This window comes from Streptomyces sp. NBC_00984, from assembly GCF_045162475.1.
Lineage (GTDB): Bacteria > Actinomycetota > Actinomycetes > Streptomycetales > Streptomycetaceae > Streptomyces.
The window spans coordinates 5,471,549-5,494,409 of the sequence record NZ_CP108734.1 but is presented as its reverse complement, the minus strand read 5'-3'; the positions used below and the strand labels follow the sequence as shown (position 1 = coordinate 5,494,409).

Here is a 22,861-nt window from a genome sequence, read left to right as displayed (position 1 = left end):
ACTGAGCGGTCGCTTAGAAAAGAGGTCGGCGTCACATGCGCTGCCCGGTGACCCGGCGCCTACGTACAGGTAACTTCCAAGTCAGCACCTGCCAGAACCCGCCTTCCAGCCCTCATGGAGCCGCGTGATGCCCGAAGCCGTGATCGTCTCTGCAGCCCGTTCCCCCATCGGCCGGGCCTTCAAGGGCTCGCTGAAGGACCTGCGCGCGGACGACCTGACCGCCACGATCATCCGGACCGCGCTGGCGAAGGTGCCCGAGCTGGACCCGAAGGACATCGACGACCTGATGCTCGGCTGCGGCCTCCCCGGCGGCGAGCAGGGCAACAACCTGGGCCGCATCATCGCCGTACAGATGGGCATGGACCACCTTCCGGGCTGTACGGTCACCCGCTACTGCTCGTCCTCCCTCCAGACCAGCCGGATGGCGCTGCACGCCATCAAGGCCGGTGAGGGCGACGTCTTCATCTCGGCCGGTGTCGAGATGGTGTCCCGCTTCTCGAAGGGCAACTCCGACAGCTGGCCGGACACGCACAACCCGCTGTTCGCCGACGCCGAGGCCCGCACCGCGGCCCGCGCCGAGCGGGGCGGCGACGACTGGCACGACCCGCGCGAGGACGGCCTGGTCCCGGACGCGTACATCGCGATGGGGCAGACCGCGGAGAACCTGGCCCGCCTCAAGGGCGTCACCCGCCAGGACATGGACGAGTTCGGCGTCCGCTCGCAGAACCTCGCCGAGGAAGCCCTCAAGAACGGCTTCTGGGAGCGCGAGATCACCCCGGTCACCACCCCGGACGGCACGGTCGTCTCGAAGGACGACGGCCCGCGCGCGGGCGTCACGCTGGAGGGCGTGCAGGGCCTGAAGCCGGTGTTCCGCCCCGACGGCCTGGTCACCGCGGGCAACTGCTGCCCGCTCAACGACGGCGCCGCCGCCCTCGTGATCATGTCCGACACCAAGGCGCGCGAGCTGGGCCTGACCCCGCTGGCCCGGATCGTCTCGACCGGCGTCTCGGGCCTCTCCCCCGAGATCATGGGGTACGGGCCGGTGGAGGCCAGCAAGCAGGCACTGAAGCGGGCCGGGCTGACCATCGACGACATCGACCTGGCCGAGATCAACGAGGCGTTCGCCGCCCAGGTGATCCCCTCCTACCGCGACCTCGGCCTGCCACTGGAGAAGGTCAACGTCAACGGCGGCGCAATCGCCGTCGGTCACCCCTTCGGCATGACGGGCGCCCGGATCACCGGCACGCTGATCAACAGCCTGCAGTTCCACGACAAGCAGTTCGGCCTGGAGACCATGTGCGTGGGCGGCGGCCAGGGCATGGCGATGGTCATGGAGCGGCTGAGCTGAGCCGAACCGTGCCGGGCGGGCCGGACCCGACATAGCCGTCAGCGGGCCCACGCCCCCTACGGTGGCCGGTTCCGAGCCCCGACCGTGACCGAATCTCCCCCAGGATGTGACCTATCTCCTGGGGGAGAGGCATTCCCGCAGGTCACACCCGCATCAGGGTTAAACCCCAGGCCCAAAGACCTGTCCAATTCGTGACGTAATGCACTGACACAGGGCGCAGGTAGGGGACAAGCTGATGTAGGAAGTCGGGGGATCGATTGAAACCGGGAGTATGTCAGTGAGCGCCATGTCTCTTGCCCTGTTGCTGACCACCGCCGCCGCCACGGCCGTGGGCGCTGCTGCTCTGCACGCTGCTCACGGGCTGCGCAAGCAGGTCACGGCCCTTCGTACGGAGCTGGCCGAGGCCCGTGTGCACGGCGTCACCGTGCCCGCGCAGAGCCGCAGCCCCGTCACCCCCGTCGCCGAGATACGCGCGGCCGTCGCCGAGGCGCTGGCCGAGGAACGCGAGCGCGAGCTCGCGGAGGCCCGTGCCTTCTGGGCCACCCAGGAAGCGCGCGATGCCGCCGATGCCCCGTCCCTGCTGGGCGGCCTGACCGGGCTGGGCGAGGACGCCCCGTTCTTCATGCCCCGCCAGGCCGACTTCGCGGGCCTCGACGCGATGGACCTCGACGCCGGCGAAGCCCTCGACGAGCTGGTGGAACTGACGGAGCTGGCGGACATGACCGAGCTGCCCGGGACGGCGGAGTTCGCCGAGGACTCCCCCGAGCTGGCCGCCGCCCGCCGCCGGCACCCCTCGCACCCCGACTTCGTGCCGGTGCAGACCCCGGTCGTCACCGACCACGAGCGCACCGTGAACCGTCTCGAAGAGCTCGCCGACAGCCGTACGGAACTGGCCGATGTGCGCCCCGGTCCACTCGGCACGCTCGACGTCTATGTCTTCGCCGACGGCACCACGCTCTGCATGACCCCCGGCCACCGCGAGACGGCCGAGCGGCTGGCCGGCTCGCTGCTCGCCGGCGAGCATCCCGTACTGCTGGGCGGCTCCGGCGTCTCCGGCGCGTACGCCCTGACCTTCTCCTGCGGCGAGGAGAGTGTCTACGTCCTCGCCGACCGCGTCATCGCCTCGTTCTGACACCGCGACATCCGGGCACAGCGGCTCTCGCCGGCCGCCGCCCCCGGGGCGATCCCCCGGACTGCCGCCCGCCGCTACGCGAACGCGCGCGCAGCGGCCTCGTCCACGAATTGCACGGCCTCGTCCAGCTCAGCCGACGGGGCCGTTTCCAGTGCCACCGCCAGATCGCGCCCGGCCACGGCGAGTTGGTCGCCGATCGAGAAGATCCCGGCGTCGGGCATGGTGTGCGGCTCCCGGTCCGGCGCCTCGATCCGCTGGGCACGCAGCGCCAGTTCCCGCGCCGCGGCAAGTCCTTCGGCGGCGGCGCCGCGCTGGAGGCGGCTCTGCGGGGCGGCGCGCAGCCGGTCGGCGAATCGGTCCACGGCGGTGATCAGCGGGGTCGTATCGAGCACTCCGCGACCCTACGCGCCCCGGCAGGACGGTTGCCAACGGGCCGATGCTCGGGCACGGTGTCGGCAAGGACCAGCAACGCGCAATGCGTCGGAGGCGCCGATGTCCCAAGTCTTCTCCGAAGAAACCCATCGCAATCTGCTCGCCCGGATCCCCCGCTGCACCGGTCGTGAAATCACCGACTGGCTCCGCACCGTGGAGGAAGGACCCGCTCTCCGCTTCGAGGAGAAGGTCAGCTGGCTGCGGAGCGAACACGACCTCGCCTACGGACACGCGAAGGCGCTCATCCACGAGTACGACCTCAGAAGGGCCGCCCGCAAGCTGCTCTAGCGACGGGCGTGGAAAACGGGAACGGCCCGCAGGCAGTGCCTGCGGGCCGTTCCCGTCGTGCGGGTGCGGGCGGATCAGTCGTCGCCGCTGAGGATGGAGAGCAGACGCAGCATCTCCAGGTAGATCCACACCAGGGTCATGGTGAGGCCGAAGGCCGCCAGCCAGGACTCCTCGCGGGGGGCGCCGTAGGCGATGCCGTCCTCGACCTGCTTGAAGTCCAGGGCCAGGAAGCACGCACCGAGGACGATCCCGATGACGCCGAAGAGGATGCCGAGGCCACCGCTGCGGAAGCCCAGGCCGTCACCGCCGCCGAAGACGGCGAACAGCAGGTTGACCACCATCAGGAGCATGAAGCCCATGGCGGCGGCCATCACGAAGCCGTAGAAGCGGCGAGTGACGCGGATCCAGCGCATCTTGTACGCGAGCAGCACACCGGCGAAGACACACATGGTGCCCATCACCGCCTGCATCACGACGCCCGGTCCGATGTACGTGCTGACCGCGCTGGAGATCACTCCGAGGAAGACACCCTCGAAGGCCGCGTACGAGACGATCAGCGCCGGCACCGGCCTGCGCTTGAAGGACTGGACGAGCGACAGGACGAACGCCACCAGGGCGGCGCCGATCGCGATGCCGTACGACTTGCCGAGGTTCGCCTCGTCGACCGGCAGCAGCGCCCAGGCGAGCGCGGCGCCGAGCACCACGGTGCCCAGCGTGATCGCCGTCCGCGTGACGACGTCGTCGATCGTCATCGCGCCGGTGCGCGCCGGTGCCTGCGGGGCGCCGTACTGGGCGTCCGGCTGGGCGTAGGGGTTGGTGGCGTACGGGTTGGCGGCGGTGCCCTGCGCGTACGGGTTGGCACCCGCTGCGGGGGCCCCGGCCTGCGGCGCCGCGTTGAAGCCCGCGTATCCGTTGTCGCGGCTGAAGCCCCGTCGCGAGAAGACCGGGTTGCTGCTCCTCATCTCACTCCTCCATGGCCACCCTGCGCGGCCTTCCCACAAGAGTAATGGGTAGGCAAAAGAATCAGACTACTGCTTGGGGAGGATCTTTGCGGATACCTGTCCGGAGCGACACCCGTCCGTCGGCCACCGGGCCGCGCGGCACCGCGCAGAAAAACCGACTGCGCCCCATATCGTCCGGGCTCGCGGTCCAGTAACGTGCCGACCGACCGGTTTTACGGCGTCATCGCGTTTACGGCGTCATCGCGCCCGGACGACAGGAGCGGCGGCTGAAGTCATGGAGCATGCGCTGCGCGTGGCCCGCCATCCCGGAATCGGTCGCGGTCCGAGGCGTTCCGCCGGCTCGGCCTCCGAGTGAGTAGTGGTGCCTGGAACCGGACTCGAACCGGTACGCCCCCGAGGGGCAGCGAGGTTTAAGCTCGCCGTGTCTGCATTCCACCATCCAGGCCTGGCGCGCGGCTCCGCGTTGGCACATGACCCTATCCGGGGACTTCCCCCGAACAGCGGATCAGTGGCGCGATGTTGTCTTATTTTATTGACCGTTTGAGGGGTCGTCAGCACTCGCGAAAGGGCATCGCCACATGCCTGGGCGGGGTAGCGGGCGCGCCGGCCGGTAATCCGGATTGACGTAAAGTCGCCGCACCCGGACGGCGCATTCACCGGGCGCGCGCCGACGGCCGCCACGGGCGCGCCACCGGCCCCGGCCCAGAGGCCGCGACAGACCGGTCCCGGCGGTGGTACCCCGGACCGACGCCTCAGGGTCGGTGTCATACCGCAGGAGGACGCAGGGCCTTCCTGGTGCGACTCAAGGCTGTCCCCGGAACGGGCACGCGGACTGACGTCCGGCGGCGGAACGGCGGTGACGATTGAAGGGTTCCGAACAAAACCCCGGACGAGCCCTCGGCCGGAGCCCCGAAACAGGAGATTCCCGTGACCACTTCCACCGCACCCCGCGTCACCACGGTGGCCGCCCGCGCCACGGACCTGTCGAAGGTCTACGGAGAGGGCGAGACCAGGGTCACGGCCCTGGACCGGGTCTCCGTGGACTTCCCGCGGGGCGAGTTCACCGCGATCATGGGCCCGTCCGGCTCCGGCAAGTCCACGCTGATGCACTGCGTGGCCGGCCTCGACAGCTTCAGCAGCGGTTCGGTACGGATCGGCGACACGGAACTGGGCTCCCTCAAGGACAAGCAGCTCACCCAGCTCCGCCGGGACAAGATCGGCTTCATCTTCCAGGCGTTCAACCTGCTGCCCACGCTGACGGCCCAGGAGAACATCACGCTCCCCATGGACATCGCGGGCCGCAAGCCCGACGCCGCGTGGGTGCGCCAGGTCATCGACATGGTGGGCCTCTCCGACCGGCTGAGCCACCGGCCGACCGAGCTCTCCGGCGGCCAGCAGCAGCGCGTCGCCGTGGCCCGCGCCCTGGCCTCGCAGCCGGAGATCATCTTCGGTGACGAGCCGACCGGAAACCTGGACTCCCGCTCCAGCGCCGAGGTCCTCGGCTTCCTGCGCAACTCGGTGCGCGAGCTCGGGCAGACCGTGGTGATGGTGACCCACGACCCGGCGGCCGCCTCCTACGCGGACCGGGTCATCTTCCTCGCGGACGGCCGGATCGTCGACCAGATGCTGCACCCCACCGCGGACGGGGTCCTCGACCGGATGAAGGCGTTCGACGCCAAGGGCCGCACCAGCTGAAGCCCGCCCTTCCCCACGCCCCTTTCCGGAACCCCTCCCCATCCCAGGACTGACAGACATGTTCCGTACCGCCCTGCGCAATGTGCTCGCGCACAAGGCCAGGCTGCTGATGACCGTCCTCGCCGTGATGCTCGGCGTGGCCTTCGTCTCCGGCACGCTGGTCTTCACCGACACCCTCGGCAACGCCCTCCGTAACCAGTCGGCGAAGAGCTACGACGACGTCGCCGTGGCCGTCACCACCTACGCCGACCAGCGCGACGAGAAGACGGCCGGCATCACCGCCGCCACCCTGAAGAAGATCCAGGGCCTGGACGGCGTCGGCACCGCCACCGGCCGGGTCTCCGGCTTCGCCGGGGTCGCCGACCCCGACGGCAAGCTGATCGGCAACGGCTGGTCGAACACCGGCGGGAACTACTCCCCCGGCAAGAACGGCAAGGACTCCGCGTACACCTTCGTCGACGGTACGGGCCCGGTCGCGGCCGACCGGATCGCGCTCGACAAGGAGACCGCGAAGCGGGGCGAGTACCACGTCGGTGACCGGGTCCGGGTCGCCACGAACGGGCCGGTGAAGGAGTACACCCTCTCCGGTGTCTTCACCACCGAGGACGGCGCGGTCAACGCGGGCGGCAGCCTGGTCCTCTTCGACACCGAGGTCGCCCAGAAGCTCTACCTCAGGCCCGGCGTGTTCAGGGACGCCAACGTGTCCGCCGCGCCCGGCGTCTCCGCCGAGAAGCTGCTGGCCGGAGTGAAGCCGCTGCTGCCCAAGGACGCCGAGGCCAAGACCGGCCAGGCGCTCGCGGACGATCAGGCCAAGCGGATCGAGGACGGTCTGAGCGGTCTCAACGGGATGCTGCTCGCCTTCGCCGGCATCGCCCTGTTCGTCGGTATCTTCCTGATCGCCAACACCTTCACCATGCTGGTGGCCCAGCGCACCAAGGAGCTGGCACTGATGCGCGCCGTCGGCGCCTCCCGCCGCCAGGTCAAGCGCTCGGTGCTCCTCGAAGCGGCCGTCGTCGGCGTGATCGCCTCGGTCGTCGGCTTCGCCCTCGGCCTCGGCCTCGCCATCGGACTGCGCTCCGCGATGGGCCTGTTCGGCGGGAAGATCCCGGCCGGACCGCTGATCATCTCGCCCATCGCGGTCATCGCCGCGTTCGCCGTCGGTGTCCTGATCACCGTGCTGGCCGCCTGGCTGCCCGCCCGCCGGGCCGCCAAGATCCCGCCGGTCGCGGCGATGAGCAGCGTGCACGCGACGGCCACCGTCAAGTCCCTGGTGCTGCGCAACTCGATCGGCGCGGTGCTCACCCTGCTGGGCGGGGTGGCGATCGTGGCGGGCGCGGCCAAGTCCGGATCGGCCGGCCGGACCGTCATCGCCGTGGGCGCCTTCCTCACGCTGATCGGTGTCATCGTGCTGATCCCGCTGCTGTCGCGGCCGGTGATCGCACTGGTCCGCCCGCTGCTGAAGCGGCTGTTCGGGGTCTCCGGCAAGCTGGCCGCGCAGAACGCGGTCCGCAACCCGCGCCGTACCGGTGCCACCGCCTCCGCGCTGGCGATCGGCCTCACCCTGGTCACCGGCATCTCGGTCCTCGGCGTCACCCTCGGCCAGGCGGTCGACCGGATGACCACGGACAACATCAAGGCCGACTACATGGTGACGATGGCGAGCGGCGGTCCGCTCGACGAGTCGGCGCTCACCGCCCTGCAGAAGGCCGACGGGGTCTCGGCGGTCTCGCCGCAGCAGGCCACCTCGATCGAGGTCAAGGACGAGTACCACTCCGCGTCCGCCGTCACCCCCGGCGACTTGCAGAAGCTCTTCGCTCTGCCGACCGTCTCCGGCTCGATCGACGCGCTGGACAAGGGCGAGATCGCCGTCGACGAGAAGACGGCCAAGTCCAACGGCTGGAAGACCGGCGACACCCTCCGGGTGAAGTTCGACGACGCCAAGAAGGGCGAGCTGAAGGTCGGGGCGATCTTCGAGGGGAACGAGATGCTTTCCTCGGTCCTGCTCCCGAAGAACGTCGCCGATGCGCACGGCAGCATGTCGGACATCCGCGAGATCTGGCTGAAGATGGACGGCGGCGCGAGCGAGGCCAACGAGCAGGCCCTGGTGAAGGCTCTGGGTGACAACCCGGGGATGAGCATCATGGACCGTCAGGACATCCGTGACATGTTCGGCGGCTCGGTCAACCTCGCGATGAACATCATGTACGGGCTGCTGGCGATGGCCCTGATCATCGCGGTGCTCGGGGTCATCAACACCCTGGCGATGTCGGTCTTCGAGCGCCAGCAGGAGATCGGCATGCTGCGGGCGATCGGCCTGGACCGGCGCAGGGTGAAGCGCATGATCCGGCTGGAGGCCGTGGTCATCTCGCTCTTCGGTGCGGTGGTCGGTGTCGTGCTCGGCATGTTCCTCGGCTGGGCGATCGGGCAGACCCTGTCGTCGGACATCCCGGACTACGCGCTGGTCATCCCGTGGGACCGGATCGCGGTCTTCCTGGTGCTGGCAGGGGTCGTGGGTGTGCTGGCCGCGCTCTGGCCGGCCCGCAGCGCCGCGAAGCTGAACATGCTGACGGCGATCAAGACCGAGTAGCGAACCGGACGGCATGTCGCCGGACGCGCCCGAGGGCCGGTACCCGCAGCACGGAGCTGCGGGTACCGGCCCTCGGTCCGTCCCGGTGTCAGCCGGTCGCGGACGCCGTCCAGTCGCGGGCCCGCAGCGGCATGCGGGAGGACCCGCCCGCCGCCGGACGCACCACGAGGATCTGGTTGACGCCGATCTTGTTGTGCTCGAAGGAGAGGGCGGAGGCGGCCATGTAGAGGCGCCAGACCCTGGCCCGTCCGGGCGAGGTCATCCGGACCGCGCGGTCCCTGTGCTCCTCCAGGTTGGCCACCCAGCGGCGCAGGGTCAGCGCGTAGTGCTCGCGGAGCGACTCGACGTCGCGGGCCTCGAAGCCGGCTTCTTCGAGGGTGGCCACGGTCCGGCCCACCGGGGCCAGTTCACCGTCCGGGAAGACATAGGCGTCGATGAAGTCGTCCACGTGGTACGCGGACTCGTCCTTCTCGGGGCGGCGGGCGATCTGGTGGTTGAGCAGCCGGCCGCCGGGCTTGAGGAGTGTGTAGAGGTCGTCGGCGTACTCGCGGAAGCGGGCCGAGCCGACGTGTTCCGCCATGCCGATGGACGAGATGGCGTCGTACGGGCCGTCCCTGACGTCCCGGTAGTCCTGGACCCGGATCTCGATCCGGTCGGTCAGTCCCGCTTCCGCGATGCGCTTCCGGGCGAAGGCGGCCTGTTCGACGGAGAGGGTCACTCCGGTGACCCGGGCTCCGTACTCGCGGGCGGCGTGGATGGCCATGGAGCCCCAGCCGCAGCCGACGTCGAGGAGGCGGTCGCCCTCCTTCAGCGCGAGCTTGCGGCAGACCAGGTCGAGCTTGTCGCGCTGGGCGTCCTCAAGGTTTCCGCCGTCCTCCCAATAGGCGCAGGAGTAGACCATGGACGGGCCGAGGACCAGTTCGTAGAAGTCGTTGCCCACGTCGTAGTGGTGGCTGATGGCCTCCTTGTCGCGACGCCTGGTGTGGAGGGTGCCGGTGCGGCGGCGCACCTCCTCGGGCGGCGGGGGCGGCGGGGGCCAGGGGCCGGCCAGTTGCAGCAGCCCCTTGGCGAAGGCCCGTACCCCGGGGTCGCGGACCGGGTGGACGCTGTCCTTGGCGTCGGCCCCGCGTTCCCAGATCAGTGAGGCCATCAGGTCCAGGGCCTCGTAGAGATCGCCTTCGATGTCGAGCTCGCCCGCCACCCAGGCGCGGGCCAGGCCCAGTTCGCCCGGCTTCCAGAGCAGCCGGCGCAGCGCGCGGCGGTTCCGGATCACAAGTACGGGGGCCCCGGGCGGTCCGGATTCACTGCCGTCCCAGGCCCGGATACGGACCGGCAGCTTTTCTCCCAGCAACTCCTCGGCGAGAGCGGTCAGCCGCAGCGCGGCGTCTGCCATGGCGCACACCTCCGTGATGGTGTTCCCAATGTGCCCAAACATGGTCGAACATGCCTGCAACCACGCCGGGCACCCGTGCGCCGCGACGAGGTACGTACCCGTCAACAGTCTGCGAAGCGCACGCCATCCCGCTACAGCGCAATGGAAGGGCAAAATAGCTGTACACTACATGCATCCGTTCGCCGGGCCGACCCACGGTGCCCCGCACCACGCCCCGCCGCGCGGGACCGGGTACGCCGAAGGGGCCGCCCGCACCACGGATGGCGGACGGCCCCTTCGGGCGTTGTGCACGTACTGCGCGGGCGAGTGGGCCCGCGGTCGGACTAGGAGGCCTTGGCCTTCTCGCCCTCGGCCTTGGCGGCGGCCGGCGCCGGGGCCGGCTTGGCGGCCTCGTAGAACTCCTCGCGCGGCGTCTCCATGGCGCCGAGCGAGACGACCTCGCGCTTGAGGAACATCGCAAGGGTCCAGTCGGCGAAGATCCGGATCTTACGGTTCCAGGTCGGCATCGCCATGCCGTGGTAGCCACGGTGCATGTACCAGGCGAGGCGTCCCTTGAGCTTGATCTTCATCTTGCCCATGACGATCATCGCGACGCCCTTGTGCAGCCCCAGACCGGCGACCGCACCCTTGTTGGCGTGGCTGTAGTCCTTCTGCGGGAAGCCGCGCATCCCGGAGATGACGTTGTCGCCGAGGACCTTGGCCTGCCGCAGCGCGTGCTGCGCGTTGGGCGGGCACCAGGCGTTCGGGTTGCCGGCCTTGCGGCCGACCATGTCCGGAACCTGGGCGTTGTCGCCCGCGGCCCAGATGTAGTCGGTGCCCTGCACCTGGAGCTTCTCGGAGGTGTCCACGTGACCGCGCGGACCGAGCGGCAGGCCGAAGCGGGCCAGCGCCGGGTTCGGCTTCACGCCGGCCGTCCACACGATGGTGTTGGAGTCGACCTCGAGGCCGTTCTTCAGGACGACGTGACCGTCGACGCAGGAGTCCATGGAGGTCGAGAGGAAGACCTCGACACCGCGGGACTCCAGGTGCTCCCGGCCCCAGGTGCCCAGCTTCGGGCCGACCTCGGGAAGGATCTTGTCGGCGGCGTCGACGAGGATGAAGCGCATGTCCTCGCGCTTCACGTTCGTGTAGTACTTCGCCGCGTCGCGGGCCATGTCCTCGACCTCGCCGATGGTCTCCGCACCGGCGAAGCCGCCGCCCACGAAGACGAACGTCAGCGCCCTGCGGCGGACGTCCTCGTCGGTCGTCGAGTCGGCCTTGTCCAGCTGCTCCAGGACGTGGTTGCGCAGGCCGATGGCCTCCTCGATGCCCTTCATGCCGATGCCCTGCTCGGCGAGGCCGGGGATCGGGAAGGTGCGGGAGACCGCGCCCATCGCGATGACCAGGTAGTCGAAGGGCAGCTCGTAGGCCTCGCCGACGAGCGGCGCGACCGTGGCGACCTTGCGGTCCTGATCGATGGTCGTGACGCGGCCGGTGAGTACCTCGGCCTTCGGCAGTACACGTCGCAGCGGGACGACGACATGCCGAGGCGAGATGCTGCCGGCAGCAGCTTCGGGGAGGAAGGGCTGGTACGTCATGTACGAGCGCGGGTCGACGACCGTGACGGTCGCCTCGCCGTAGCGCATCTTCTTGAGAATGCGTCGAGCTGCGTACAGGCCTACGTACCCACCGCCTACTACGAGGATCCTGGGACGCTCCGTGGTGCTCATGCCATCGAGTATCCACCCCCCTCCGAGGGCATGCTCGTGAGCCCCTTCACAAGCTATGAGCAACCTTCTGCTACACTTCGCCGCCCACGTGACCGAGGTCATGGCGCCGCGAGGGAACCGCGGTGCGACGGCGAACGTTGTTCACCGCTTGTGAGCTGGCCCTTGGCCCTCCGGACGGGGTGAGCCACCGCTCCGATTCATCTACCGGCAACACGTCCGGAACACTTCCGTACGGAGACACGACGGCCCCGCGAGCGGCTCCGGATACCCATACGGACCAGAACTGCCCTCCGCGGGGCCGAATTCCTTGTGAAGAAGTTCACGAACTTCGTCGCGCCGTGTCTCGCGAACCACCGCCCACGCGGCCCGCACCGGCTCAAAGGTGCAGGCCAAAGCGCGCATGAGCATCGAGTTCCTAGGCGATCGACCAGCCGATTCCGTCGAGAATGTCGTGCTCGCTGACCACGACTTCCCGGGCCCCGGTCCGCTCCATCACGGCGAGCAGGATCAGCGCCCCGGACGTGATCACGTCGACCCGTCCCGGATGCATCGCGCCGATCGCGGCCCGCTCGGCGTGGGTGGAGCCGAGGAGCCGTCCGGTGATCTCCCGGACCTGCTCGAAGGAGATCCGGGAGTGGTGGATCGCCTCGGAGTCGTACGCGTCGAGCCCCAGGGCGATCGCGGCGATCGTGGTGACCGTCCCCGCGAGGCCGACGAGGGTGGCGGCCCCGGTGAGCGGGACGCTCTCCTCGGCGAGGTCGAGGGCGGCGTCGATGTCGGCCCGGATCGCGCCGATCCGGTCGGCGGTCGGCGGGTCGGTCACGACGCCGTCGCGTACGAGGTGCCGCTCGGTCATCCGTACGCAGCCGATGTCCACGGAGCGCGCGGCCCGCACATGGTCGTCGCCGACGACGAACTCGGTGGAGCCGCCGCCGATGTCCACGACGAGATACGGCTTCGCCAGGTGATCGCGGCCCGCGAGCTCCTTGGTGGCTCCGGTGAAGGAGAACTCCGCCTCCTGGTCACCGCTGATCACCTCGGGCTCGACGCCCAGGATCTCCAGCACCCCGCGGACGAACTCGTCCCGGTTCTCCGCGTCGCGGGAGGCGGAGGTGGCGACGAAGCGGATCCGCTGCGCCCCGTGCTCCTTGATCACCGCCGCGTACTGACGGCAGGCCGCGAACGTCCGCTCCAGGGCCTCGGGGGCGAGCCGCCCGGTCCGGTCGACGCCCTGGCCGAGGCGGACGATCTCCATCCGCCGGTCGAGCTCGACGAGCTCACCGGTGGACGGGTCCGCGTCGGCGACGAGCAGGCGGATGGAGTTGGTACCGCAGTCGATGGCGGCCACGCGGGTCATGAAGTACTCCCAGCTCAAGCCCCTCCGGCGAACGAGGAGCGGGGTCGGGGCAGAGCCCCGGATCAAGCCCCTCGGGCGATCGAGGAGCGGGGGTCCGGGGGCGGAGCCCCCGGGAGACGAACGGGTCAGCCCTCGTCCGGCGCGCCGCACGGCGAGACGCACGGCCCCTTGCGCCACCACTCCGGCAGCATCGCGATGGCCTCGTCGCCCAGCGGGTTCACCCCGGGCCCCGCGGCCAGCGAGTGCCCGACCAGGACGTGCAGGCACTTCACCCGGTCCGGCATGCCACCCGCGCTCGGGAAGCCCTCCAGCACCTCGATGGCGTCGCGCCGTGCGATGTAGTCCTCGTGAGCGGCCCGGTACGCGGCGGCCAGCTCGGGGTCCGTACCGAGGCGCTCGGTCATCTCCTTCATGACCCCGTTCGCCTCCAGCGTGCCGATCGCGGACGCGGCACGCGGGCACGTCAGGTAGTACGTCGTCGGGAACGGCGTACCGTCCTCCAGCCGGGGCTGCGTCTCGACCACGTCCGGGTTGCCGCACGGGCAGCGGTGCGCAATCGCGCGCAGACCGCGCGGCGGGCGGCCCAGCTGCTGCTGGAACGCGGCGATGTCCGCCTCGGTGGGCGCGGTGGACTCGGTCTGGGGAGGGGGCGTTTCCATGCCTGCCTAGGTTCTGATCGGGCTGCTCGAACTGCGGTTCTGCAGATGGATGAAGAGAGTCAGTCGCGGTCGGCGCTGTCGACGCCGTCCCAGAGGTTGGAGTGCCACGGCCGGCCGGACTTGTCCGTCCTGCCCTCGCGCTCCTTGACCGCGTCGGGGTCGATCACCGTGTAACCGGTCTCCCCGGGAAGAAGGTAGTGCAGGTGCGTGCGGGCCAGCTGCCTGATGTACGCGTCGTCCTGGAGGCGCGCCTTCTCGTCGCGCAGCTCCTCGGTACGGGCCTTGGCCTCCTGCGCCAGGCGTTCCTGGTCGGCGATCTCGTCCTGCTGCGAGACGTACTGCCGCATCGGGTACGCGAGCGCGACCACCAGGGAGCAGACGATGAGCGCGAGGAAGGCCGCCCGGCCGGTGAGCCGTGAGCGGCGGGCCTGACGGCGGTTCTGGGAACGGTAGACGCGGGCGGCGGTCTGCTCGCCGAGCAGCCGCAGCCGGGTCGCGGTGGAGAACCGGTCCCGGTCCTTCGCGGCCATGTCTCCGCCTCCCCACTACGCACGTCCGTCCCCGCACACGGTACGGGACCGGGTGCGGGGACGGACGGACGCCATGGCCTTCGGCCCCTGGCGGGCCGAAAGGGATGATCAGCCCTTGAACCGCGGGAACGCCGAGCGGCCCGCGTACACCGCGGCGTCGTCGAGGATCTCCTCGATGCGCAGCAGCTGGTTGTACTTGGCGACGCGGTCCGAGCGGGCCGGGGCGCCGGTCTTGATCTGGCCGCAGTTCACGGCGACCGCGAGGTCGGCGATGGTGACGTCCTCGGTCTCGCCGGAGCGGTGCGACATCATGCACTTGAAGCCGTTGCGCTGGGCCAGCTCGACGGCGTCCAGGGTCTCGGTCAGCGAGCCGATCTGGTTGACCTTGACGAGCAGGGCGTTGGCGGAGCCCTCCTCGATGCCGCGGGCCAGGCGCTCAGGGTTGGTGACGAAGAGGTCGTCGCCGACGATCTGCACCTTGGCGCCGAGCTTGTCGGTGATGACCTTCCAGCCGGCCCAGTCGTCCTCGTACAGCGGGTCCTCGATGGAGACCAGCGGGTACGCGGAGACGAGCTCCTCGTAGTACTCGGTCATCTCGGCGGCCGAGCGGGACTTGCCCTCGAACTCGTACTTGCCGTCCTTGTAGAACTCGGACGCGGCGACGTCGAGCGCGAGCGCGATGTCCTTGCCCGGGGCGTAGCCGGCTTCCTTGATGGCCTCGACGATGAGGTCGAGGGCGGCGCGGTTGGACTCCAGGTTCGGCGCGAAGCCGCCCTCGTCGCCGAGACCGGTCGAAAGACCCTTGGTCTTCAGGACCTTCTTCAGCGTGTGGTAGACCTCGGCGCCCCAGCGCAGTGCCTCGGAGAAGGACTCCGCGCCGATCGGCGCGATCATGAACTCCTGGATGTCCACGTTGGAGTCGGCGTGCGAACCGCCGTTGAGGATGTTCATCATCGGAACGGGCAGCAGGTGCGCGTTCGGGCCGCCGAGGTAGCGGAACAGCGGCAGGTCCGAGGCCTCGGAGGCGGCGTGGGCGACAGCCAGCGAGACGCCGAGGATGGCGTTGGCGCCGAGCGAGCCCTTGTTCTCGGTGGCGTCCAGGTCGAACATCGCCTGGTCGATCAGCCGCTGCTCGGTGGCGTCGTAGCCGACGAGCTCCGGGCCGATCTGCTCGATCACGGCGAGGACGGCCTTCTCGACGCCCTTGCCCTGGTAGCGGTTGGGGTCACCGTCGCGAAGCTCGATGGCCTCGAACGCACCGGTGGAGGCGCCGGACGGAACGGCAGCACGGCCCGTGCTGCCGTCGTCGAGGCCGACCTCTACCTCGACCGTGGGGTTTCCACGGGAGTCGAGGATTTCCCGGGCTACGACGACGTCGATGGACGGCACGAGGCATCTCCTTCTGGGATATGACGCTGGTTGTGCAGGGTCACTTTGGCCTTGCGACAAGAGCCTAACCGGCCCGGCCCGCTGAGCCCGACGACCGCCCGACCCCTGGGACGAAAAAGGACCCGAGGACGCACATTGCCGGGCAAACAGGCAGAAATTTACTGGCCAGTAACTACAACACTTGAACGGTCCGGCGCTCCCCCGAGCGCGGACGGCCGAACCCCGGCCCGGCGCATACGGGGGAATGCGCGCCGGGCCGGGGTGCTCGGGGAGGAGAGAGCCTCGACTACTTCGTCAGGTGCAGCTGCTGACCCGGGTAGATCAGGTCGGCGTCCTTGACGATGTCCTTGTTCAGCTCGAACAGCTGCTGCCAGCCGCCCTCGACCTTGTGGTCGGCCGCGATCTCGCTGAGGGAGTCGCCGGAGACGACCTTGTACTCGCCGTCACCCTTCTCGACCTTCTCGCCGGTCGGGGTGGTGACGGTCTTCTTCGACTCGGCCTGCGGGGCGGCGGAGCGCTCCGAGCGGGAGGCGGCGGGGGCCTCGGTGCGCTCGCTCTGCTTCGGCTGGGCCTGCTGGACCGGCTGCGACTGCTGCTTCGGGGCAGCCGGGGCGCTCTGCTGCTCGGAGGCGCCGGAGCTCGCGGTGGAGTTCGAGGAGGAGCCGGTGTTGACGCCCGGGTCGACACCGTCGCTGGTCAGGTTGCCGGCGCCGGCGCAGGACCAGGCACCCGGGCCCTGCATGTCGAGGAGCCTCTCGGCGGTGGCGATCTGCTGGGCCTTGGTGGCCAGGTCGGCACGGGCGGCGTACTGCGTACCGCCGGCGGCGGCCCAGCTGGACTGCGAGAACTGCAGACCGCCGTAGTAGCCGTTGCCGGTGTTGATCGACCAGTTGCCGCCGGACTCGCACTGGGCGACGGCGTCCCAGGTGGCGACGGAGGCGGCGGAGGCGCTGGTCGCACCCATCAGGGGCACGGCGACGGCGGCACCGGCGACACCGGCGAGCGTGGCGATACGGACGGCCTTGGACGGGCGGCGGTGCTTGCCCTTGCTGGAAAGCAGCATGGAACTTCTCCTCACCGACGCCTACGAGGTGAGCTGTCGGGTTCGGGCCAAGTGAGTTGCCCGGTCGCACGTCCTAGCACGCGACTTCACCCCAAGCCGGTCCTGATACGTCTTTCGACGATCGGGCCCGGCGCTTACCTGGGTCCCCCGCTCCTGCCTACGGCGCTTTACGCGTCTGTTCCCTTCGACCGACGGCAGGATTCGGCGTGACGGTCGACGGGGCCCGCGGTGCGAGCGGTTCCGACCGTAAACATACGCAACCCCCACATTCAAAGATGGACACATCGGACAATCAACCCGTACTTGCATCTGAAGAACCGTCGTTTCCGCAGGTGGGACGTGATGCGGAAGGGCCTCCCGGGCGCGACACGCCAGTTGACGCAAAGAGACCCATGTCTCACTTACGCATAAGTGGACATAGGTCCCTGAACTACCCCGATTTTTGAGGTGCTTTTAGGCGATTATCAGACTGCCTTCACTGGGCCTTCACATCGAGATCGAGGCTCTGGCCAGGAAGGATGAGGTCCGGGTCGGAGCCGACGGCACCCTTATTGGCCTCGTAGAGCGCGGGCCAGCCTCCAGGGACCTTCTGTGCATCAGCAATCGACCAGAGGTTGTCGCCGGGCCGGACGGTGTACGCGTCGTCAGCCGTCGGCTCGGCCGTGTCGCGCGCGCCGTTGCCGCCGCGGGAGGCGTGGCGGCCCGACTCACGGCCACCGCCGTCCGTGCCGCGGCTCCCCTCGGTGGCCGGCGTGCCGCGGTGCTTGCCACCCGCATCACCGGACGAGTCGGGTGAATCGGACGTGTCGCGGGGCGCACCGGAGGACGCTCCGGGAGACGGAGCGGTCGAAGCCGAGGACTTCGGGGACTTCGGGGACTTCGGGGACGGCGAGGCCTTCCCTGACGGCTTGTCGGCCCCGTCCGAGCCGTCCGAGCCGTCCACGGCGTCCGAGCCGCCCGAGGCGCTCCCGGACGGCGTGGCGTCGTCGGACGGGGCCGCCGACGCGTCGTCAGCCGGCTTCGCGCTCCCGGTCGGGTCGTCGGCGGGAACGGAGCCCGGGTCGACCCCCGGCAGCGTGCCGTCCACCGCGAGGCCGGAGATGACCGCACAGCTGGGCCAGGCCTGCGGGCCCCGGCCGTCCAGGACCTCCTCGGCCACCGCTATCTGCTGCGCCCGGCTGGCGAGGTCGGCGCGCTCCGCGTACGCCTCACCGCCGTACGCCTTCCAGGTCTCCGGCGAGAACTGCAGGCCGCCGTAGTGGCCGTTCCCGAAGTCGGCACTCCACGATCCGCCGCTCTCGCACTCGGCCACCCGGTCCCAGGTCGTGGCGTCGGCCGCGTGCGCACCGGACGCGCCGAGCAGCGGGATGGCGATGGCCGATCCGGTCACGCCCGCGGCGACGACGATGGCGGGTGCCTGACGGGGGCGACGGTGTCTGCCGTTCGCGGAGCCCATGGGGTTGCCTTCCGTGTGACTGACATGTGACTGGTGAGTCGAACGGTGAACCTAGCGGGACTCGAACGCGCATCACAAGTCGATGCAGCACAGATCACGTGAAAGTCACAGAATTGACGGAGCGTCAGTTCCGGTGGTCGCGGGCCCCGGCGTGAACTCCACGGGGAGCGTGCGAAGTCCACGCATGATGAGCCCGCCACGCCACCGCAAATCGGTAGGTTCCACCGCAAGCCGCAGGTCCGGAAGGCGGTTCAGAAGCGTGGCGAGCGCGGTCTGTCCCTCCAGCCGGGCGAGCGGCGCTCCCAGGCAGTAGTGGATGCCGTGCCCGTATCCGAGGTGCTGATTGTCACGCCGTGCGAGGTCGAGCGTGTCGGGGTCCTCGAAGCGCTCCGGGTCGCGGTCGGCCGCGGCGAGCACCACGAGCACGGGGTCCCCGGCCGCGATGTCCTGCCCGCCGAGCGTCAGCGCTTCGGTGGCGAACCGCCAGGTGGCCAGCTCCACCGGGCCGTCGTACCGCAGCAGTTCCTCGATCCCGGTCTCCAGCAGCCCGCTCTCCCCCGAGTCGAGCGCGTGCTGGAGCCGTTCCCGCTGCCCGGGGTTGCGCAGCAGCGCGTAGACCCCGTTGCCGATGAGATTGACCGTCGTCTCGAATCCGGCGAAGAGCAGGATGAAGGCCATGGCCGCGGCCTCGTTCTCGGTGAGGTGCTCGCCGTGGTCGCTGGCCCGGATCAGCCCGGAGATCAGGTCGTCCCCCGGGTTCTCCCGCTTGCGGTGGATCAGTTCGGCGAGATAGCCGCGCATCTTCTTCACCGATCTGGCCACCCCGCCGCGCGGACCGCCGCCGTGGCGGATCATCATGCCCGCCCAGTCCCGGAAGTCGTCCTGGTCCTCGGGCGGGACGCCGAGCAGATCGCAGATCGCGTAGATGGGGAGCGGGAAGGCGAAGTCGTGGATGAGGTCCGCCTTCCCCTCCTCGATGAAACGGTCGATGAGGCGGTCCGTCAGTTCCTGCACGCGCGGCGCGAACTCGGCGACCCGGCGCGGGGTGAACGCCTTGGAGACGAGGCGGCGCAGCCGGGTGTGGTCGGGCGGGTCGATGTTCAGCAGATGCGTCATCAGCTCGGCCTTGCGCTCGCCCGGGATGCCGGTCTTCCCCTTGGCGTGCGCCGGCTCGGCGTGGTGCGCCGGGTTCTTGGAGAGCCGGGAGTCGGCGAGCGCCTGCCGCGCGTCCGCGTACCGGGTCACGAGCCAGGCCTCGACACCGCTGGGCAGTGCGGTCCGGTGCACGGGGCTGTGCTCGCGCAGCCAGGCGTACGCCGGGTACGGGTCGGTGGCGAACTCCCAGGTGAAGAGTTCGGGTGCGCCGACGGGGCAGGCGGCGGGCTGATCGGTGGGGTGGTCGGCGGGACGGTCGGCGGGGCTGTGGTTCACCCCCCGACGTTATCCGTTGCCCCCGAATGTCATCCGGCGCCCTCCGGCACGGTCCGTCGTCGCCCTCCGGCACGGTCCGTTCCGTCGCACTCCGGGGCTAGGGCCTGTCCGGCGGATCAGGGCCGGACAGGCCCTAGGCGTTGCCCTCCGCCGTCCTGATGGCGTCGCGGTAGGCGCGGCCCGCGGCCCTCAGTGCGGCCTCGGGGTCGATACCGTCCTGCTCGGCGCGTACGGCGAGGGCGAGGAGCTCGTAGCCGATGCCGTCGCCGGTGGGGAGCGGCACGTCGAGCCCCGCGGTACGGACCCGGCCGGCCAGCTTCGCCGCCAGGGCCAGACCGGGCTGGCCGAGCGGGACTCCGTCGGTGACCGAGTCGCGCTGCTTCTCGATGGCCTTGGTCCGCAGCCAGTGCGCGTGCACGTCCTCCGGGGTCTCGGCGCTCTCGTCGCCGAAGACGTGCGGATGGCGGTGGATCAGCTTCTCGACGAGGGTCGCGGCCACGTCGTCGACGGAGAACGGCTCCTCCTCGTCTTCCTCGGCGATCCTGGCGTGGAAGACGACCTGGAGGAGTACGTCGCCGAGTTCCTCGCGCAGTTCGTCGCGGTCGCCGTCCTCGATCGCCTCGACGAGTTCGTACGCCTCCTCGATGGCGTACTTGGCGAGGCCCTTGTGGGTCTTCTGCGAGGTCCACGGGCATTCGAGCCTGATCCGGTCCATGACCTGGACCAGATCGAGGAGCCGGGCGCCCGGCAGGTCGTACGAACCGGGCAGCAGCTCCAGGTCCGGCATCCGCACCCGGCCCGAGCCGGCGAGCCGGGCCAGACCGTCGGTCAGCGGCCGGTCGCCCTCGCCGCCCGCGAGGACGACGACGGTCCGGCCGCCCGCACAGGCGTCGACGAGTTCCTGCGCGGTGGACACGGAGTGCTCGACGGTGACGCCCGCCTCGCGCAGATACGGCAGCTGCGGGTGGTCCGGCTCGGCGCAGAGCGCCCGGTCGGCGGCGTGCAGCGCCTGCCAGGCGGGCCAGGACAGGAGTCCGGGCGCGACGCGGTGGCTGGCGGTGAGCAGAACGATACGGCCGGGTTCTTCAGCGTTCACCGTTCGAATCTACCTCGGTCGTTCGCGTCGCCCGTTCCGCGGCCGGTCAGGCGCCGGCCTCGGTGTCCGCGCCGGCCGGCTTGGTGACCTGGGTGATCCAGGGGGCCTTGTAGTCGGCGAGCTGGGTCTGCTTGCTGTCCCAGGTGCCGTAGCGCGGATTGACGTCGACGCGCAGTGCCTTCGACGCCTTGCCGAGCGCCTCGCCGACGGCCTGCTGACCGGCGGGCTGCTGCAGGTCGGCGCCGAGCGCCTGGGCCAGCTTCGTCAACTGGACCTGCTCGCGCAGGACGGCGTCGATCTGACCGGGGGCGACCCAGCCCCGCTGGAGCATCGCCGTCCGCAACTGCGCCTCCCCGCCGGACTGGGCCGCCGCGGTCCTGCGCATCTGCTGGATCTCGTTGCGGTTGACGCTCACGCCCGCGTCCTGCGCGGCCCGGTCCAGCACCCGGTCGAAGATCATGGTTTGCAGTTTGACCCGGCTGAGCTGCCCGGACTTGTCGATGAGCTGCGAGGCGTCCTTCGAATCGCGCTGGGCCTCGCGTACGGCCGCCACCTGGCTCTGCAGCGTGGAGACCTCGATCCGGTCCCCGCCGACGACGGCCGCGGCGCCCGGGTGGGCCTCGCTGCCGCAGGCGGTCAGGAGTGGGGCGCCGGCGAGCAGGGCGGCGGCGACGGTGAGCGCGGTGCGACGGCGGCGGTGCAAAGGAACCTCCCGGGGAGACTTTGTGCATCAGTGCACAAGACCTTGCGGTGATCGATGTTAGGCAGTGGACGTGGCTGGGGCCACCGATTCGACCAACGATTCGGAAGGAGTTGGGGATATGGGCCCGCTCGGGACCGCCCGGGGCCGCCCGGCGGGGCTCAGGGCACGCGTTCGACCGACGGGGCCGGAATGTCCGGTCGCAGCATGATCGTGCGCGAGACGACGAAGGTGATCGGGATGGCCGCCGCGGCCGCGACCAGCGGCGCGTACCGGCTGCTGAACCCGGCGAGGTCGACCAGCAGATAGACACCGCCGGTCGTGATGACGAAGTTGGCGGCGTTGGTGAGCGGGAAGAGCAGGAACTTCCGCCAGGTGGGCCGGGTCCGGTAGGTGAACCAGGAGTTCAGGAAGAAGGAGCCGATCATGCTCAGCGCGAAGGCGATCACATGGGCGGCGATATAGGGCAGCCACGTCAGCAGGACGAGGTAGCAGCCGTAGTACGTGCCGGTGTTCACCACTCCCACGAGGGCGAATCGGGCCATCTGCGCGGTGACCGTCATCGGCGTACGAACTCCTGCGGCTCCCGAATCCTCTGCGGCGCCCCGGTGTTCGTGGCCTTCACCAGGAAGTGCGGGCGTCGCTTCACCTCGTAGTAGATACGGCCGACGTACTCGCCGACCACCCCGACCATCACCATCTGGACCCCGGCGAGTGCGGTGACCACGACGAGAAGGGTGACATAGCCGGGGGTGTCCACCCCCTGCACCAGGGCGACCCCGACGATCCACGCCGCATAGGCGAAGGCCACCGACAGCAGCAGCATGCCCAGGTAGAGCGCGGCGCGCAGCGGTTTGTTGTTGAAGGACAGCAGCCCGTCGAGACCGTAATTGAGCAGCTTTCCGAAGGTCCAGGCGGAACTGCCCTGTTCGCGGACGGCATTCTCGTAGCTGAAGGTCGTCGTACGGAATCCCACCCAGGCGAAAAGGCCCTTGGAGAACCGGTTGTATTCGGTGAGTTCCAGTACGGCGTCGACGGTGCGGCGGGACAGCAGGCGGAAGTCCCCGACGCCGTCGACCAGTTCCACGTCCACCAGGCGGTTGATCAGCCAGTAGTAGGCGCGGGCGCTGAGGGTGCGGGTGACGCGGTCGCCCTTGCGGGTGCGGCGGGCGATCACCTGGTCGTAGCCCTGCGCGTGTTCCTCCAGCATCCGGCCCACGAGCTCGGGCGGGTGCTGGAGGTCGGCGTCCATGATGACCACGGCGTCGCCCTCGGCGTGCTGGAGGCCGGCCAGCATGGCGGCCTCCTTGCCGAAGTTCCGACTGAAGGAGACATAGCGGACCCGTGGGTCGGCGGCGGCCAGCTCCTGGAGGATCACCAGGGTCCGGTCCGCGCTGCCGTCGTCGACGAACACCAGCTGGAATTCATGTCCCAGCCCGGCCATTTCGTCCGTGACGCGTTCATGGAAGCGTTCGAGGATCTCTTCCTCGTTGAAACAAGGCACCACCAGAGAGATCAGCACGGATGTACATCAGCGCGGCCAGATGTCGGAACCCGATGCAGCATGTGACCGATGGGCGTCCATCAAGTGAACTGACCTAATTCGGCCCGGGTTTGGGCGTTCGAAGCTGGCA

General features: G+C 69.7%; 20 protein-coding genes, 1 tRNA gene and 1 riboswitch. Of the genes, 5 read left to right on the top strand and 16 right to left on the bottom strand.

Annotated elements, in window-relative coordinates:
• Positions 1-127: 127 nt before the first annotated feature.
• Positions 128-1,348 (top strand): acetyl-CoA C-acetyltransferase, encoded by a 1,221-nt coding sequence (locus OG520_RS24575; protein ID WP_406014620.1) that lies wholly within the window; start codon positions 128-130, stop codon positions 1,346-1,348.
• A 301-nt stretch (positions 1,349-1,649) separates the two neighbouring features.
• Positions 1,650-2,480 carry a hypothetical protein gene (locus tag OG520_RS24570; protein ID WP_406016552.1) on the top strand — a complete coding sequence of 277 codons (831 nt, stop codon included), beginning with the start codon at positions 1,650-1,652 and terminating at the stop codon, positions 2,478-2,480.
• A gap of 74 nt (positions 2,481-2,554) precedes the next feature.
• On the opposite strand, the gene OG520_RS24565 is transcribed toward OG520_RS24570, so the two are convergent.
• The gene (locus tag OG520_RS24565; RefSeq protein ID WP_266418380.1) at positions 2,555-2,872 is read right to left on the bottom strand and encodes a hypothetical protein; all 318 of its coding nucleotides are present in this window, start codon (positions 2,870-2,872) and stop codon (positions 2,555-2,557) included.
• Between the two features lie 100 nt (positions 2,873-2,972).
• Here OG520_RS24565 and OG520_RS24560 point away from each other — a divergent pair, with 100 nt between their 5' ends.
• Complete coding sequence (locus tag OG520_RS24560; protein WP_266418379.1) at positions 2,973-3,200, top strand: DUF4287 domain-containing protein; 228 nt, start codon at positions 2,973-2,975, stop codon at positions 3,198-3,200.
• A gap of 74 nt (positions 3,201-3,274) precedes the next feature.
• Here the strand turns inward: OG520_RS24560 and OG520_RS24555 are convergent, their stop codons facing one another.
• Together OG520_RS24555 and OG520_RS24550 are read right to left on the bottom strand one after the other, a co-directional pair.
• Positions 3,275-4,162, bottom strand: a complete 888-nt coding sequence (locus tag OG520_RS24555) for a Bax inhibitor-1/YccA family protein (protein WP_385329124.1) — start codon at positions 4,160-4,162, stop codon at positions 3,275-3,277.
• Positions 4,163-4,521: 359 nt separating this feature from the next.
• Positions 4,522-4,607, bottom strand: a tRNA-Leu gene (locus tag OG520_RS24550).
• Between the two features lie 482 nt (positions 4,608-5,089).
• Here OG520_RS24550 and OG520_RS24545 point away from each other — a divergent pair.
• Together OG520_RS24545 and OG520_RS24540 are read left to right on the top strand one after the other, a co-directional pair.
• Positions 5,090-5,857 carry an ABC transporter ATP-binding protein gene (locus OG520_RS24545; protein ID WP_385329122.1) on the top strand — a complete coding sequence of 256 codons (768 nt, stop codon included), beginning with the start codon at positions 5,090-5,092 and terminating at the stop codon, positions 5,855-5,857.
• Positions 5,858-5,915: 58 nt separating this feature from the next.
• Positions 5,916-8,444: an ABC transporter permease gene (locus OG520_RS24540; RefSeq protein WP_406014619.1), complete on the top strand. Its 2,529-nt coding sequence runs from the start codon at positions 5,916-5,918 to the stop codon at positions 8,442-8,444.
• 88 nt (positions 8,445-8,532) lie between these two features.
• On the opposite strand, the gene OG520_RS24535 is transcribed toward OG520_RS24540, so the two are convergent.
• From OG520_RS24535 to OG520_RS24475, 13 genes are all read right to left on the bottom strand, one after another.
• Complete coding sequence (locus OG520_RS24535) at positions 8,533-9,837, bottom strand: class I SAM-dependent methyltransferase (protein WP_406014618.1); 1,305 nt, start codon at positions 9,835-9,837, stop codon at positions 8,533-8,535.
• A gap of 323 nt (positions 9,838-10,160) precedes the next feature.
• Positions 10,161-11,546, bottom strand: a complete 1,386-nt coding sequence (locus OG520_RS24530) for an NAD(P)/FAD-dependent oxidoreductase (RefSeq protein WP_124722938.1) — start codon at positions 11,544-11,546, stop codon at positions 10,161-10,163.
• A gap of 415 nt (positions 11,547-11,961) precedes the next feature.
• A complete protein-coding gene (locus tag OG520_RS24525; protein ID WP_385552084.1) occupies positions 11,962-12,903 on the bottom strand; it encodes an exopolyphosphatase in 942 nt (313 codons plus the stop codon).
• Positions 12,904-13,028: 125 nt separating this feature from the next.
• Positions 13,029-13,562 carry a DUF501 domain-containing protein gene (locus tag OG520_RS24520; RefSeq protein ID WP_124722936.1) on the bottom strand — a complete coding sequence of 178 codons (534 nt, stop codon included), beginning with the start codon at positions 13,560-13,562 and terminating at the stop codon, positions 13,029-13,031.
• Positions 13,563-13,621: 59 nt separating this feature from the next.
• The gene (locus tag OG520_RS24515) at positions 13,622-14,092 is read right to left on the bottom strand and encodes a septum formation initiator family protein (protein WP_406014617.1); all 471 of its coding nucleotides are present in this window, start codon (positions 14,090-14,092) and stop codon (positions 13,622-13,624) included.
• Between the two features lie 108 nt (positions 14,093-14,200).
• Positions 14,201-15,481, bottom strand: coding sequence for a phosphopyruvate hydratase (gene eno, locus OG520_RS24510; protein WP_266418369.1), 1,281 nt, complete (start codon positions 15,479-15,481; stop codon positions 14,201-14,203).
• A 286-nt stretch (positions 15,482-15,767) separates the two neighbouring features.
• Entirely contained in the window at positions 15,768-16,544 is a 777-nt protein-coding gene (locus OG520_RS24505; RefSeq protein ID WP_406014616.1) for a transglycosylase family protein, read from the bottom strand.
• Between the two features lie 3 nt (positions 16,545-16,547).
• Positions 16,548-16,719, bottom strand: a riboswitch (cyclic di-AMP (ydaO/yuaA leader).
• Between the two features lie 300 nt (positions 16,720-17,019).
• Positions 17,020-18,000, bottom strand: coding sequence for a transglycosylase family protein (locus tag OG520_RS24500; protein ID WP_406014615.1), 981 nt, complete (start codon positions 17,998-18,000; stop codon positions 17,020-17,022).
• 105 nt (positions 18,001-18,105) lie between these two features.
• On the bottom strand, positions 18,106-19,431 hold the full coding sequence (locus OG520_RS24495) for a cytochrome P450 (RefSeq protein WP_399327918.1): 1,326 nt from the start codon (positions 19,429-19,431) through the stop codon (positions 18,106-18,108).
• 133 nt (positions 19,432-19,564) lie between these two features.
• Positions 19,565-20,527 carry a nucleoside triphosphate pyrophosphohydrolase gene (locus tag OG520_RS24490; protein ID WP_406014614.1) on the bottom strand — a complete coding sequence of 321 codons (963 nt, stop codon included), beginning with the start codon at positions 20,525-20,527 and terminating at the stop codon, positions 19,565-19,567.
• A gap of 46 nt (positions 20,528-20,573) precedes the next feature.
• Positions 20,574-21,230 (bottom strand): SurA N-terminal domain-containing protein, encoded by a 657-nt coding sequence (locus OG520_RS24485; protein ID WP_399327921.1) that lies wholly within the window; start codon positions 21,228-21,230, stop codon positions 20,574-20,576.
• A gap of 158 nt (positions 21,231-21,388) precedes the next feature.
• Positions 21,389-21,790 carry a GtrA family protein gene (locus OG520_RS24480; protein ID WP_406014613.1) on the bottom strand — a complete coding sequence of 134 codons (402 nt, stop codon included), beginning with the start codon at positions 21,788-21,790 and terminating at the stop codon, positions 21,389-21,391.
• On the bottom strand, positions 21,787-22,749 hold the full coding sequence (locus OG520_RS24475; protein ID WP_399327924.1) for a glycosyltransferase family 2 protein: 963 nt from the start codon (positions 22,747-22,749) through the stop codon (positions 21,787-21,789). The genes OG520_RS24480 and OG520_RS24475 overlap by 4 nt, the downstream gene beginning before the upstream one ends.
• Between the last annotated feature and the right edge of the window lie 112 nt (positions 22,750-22,861).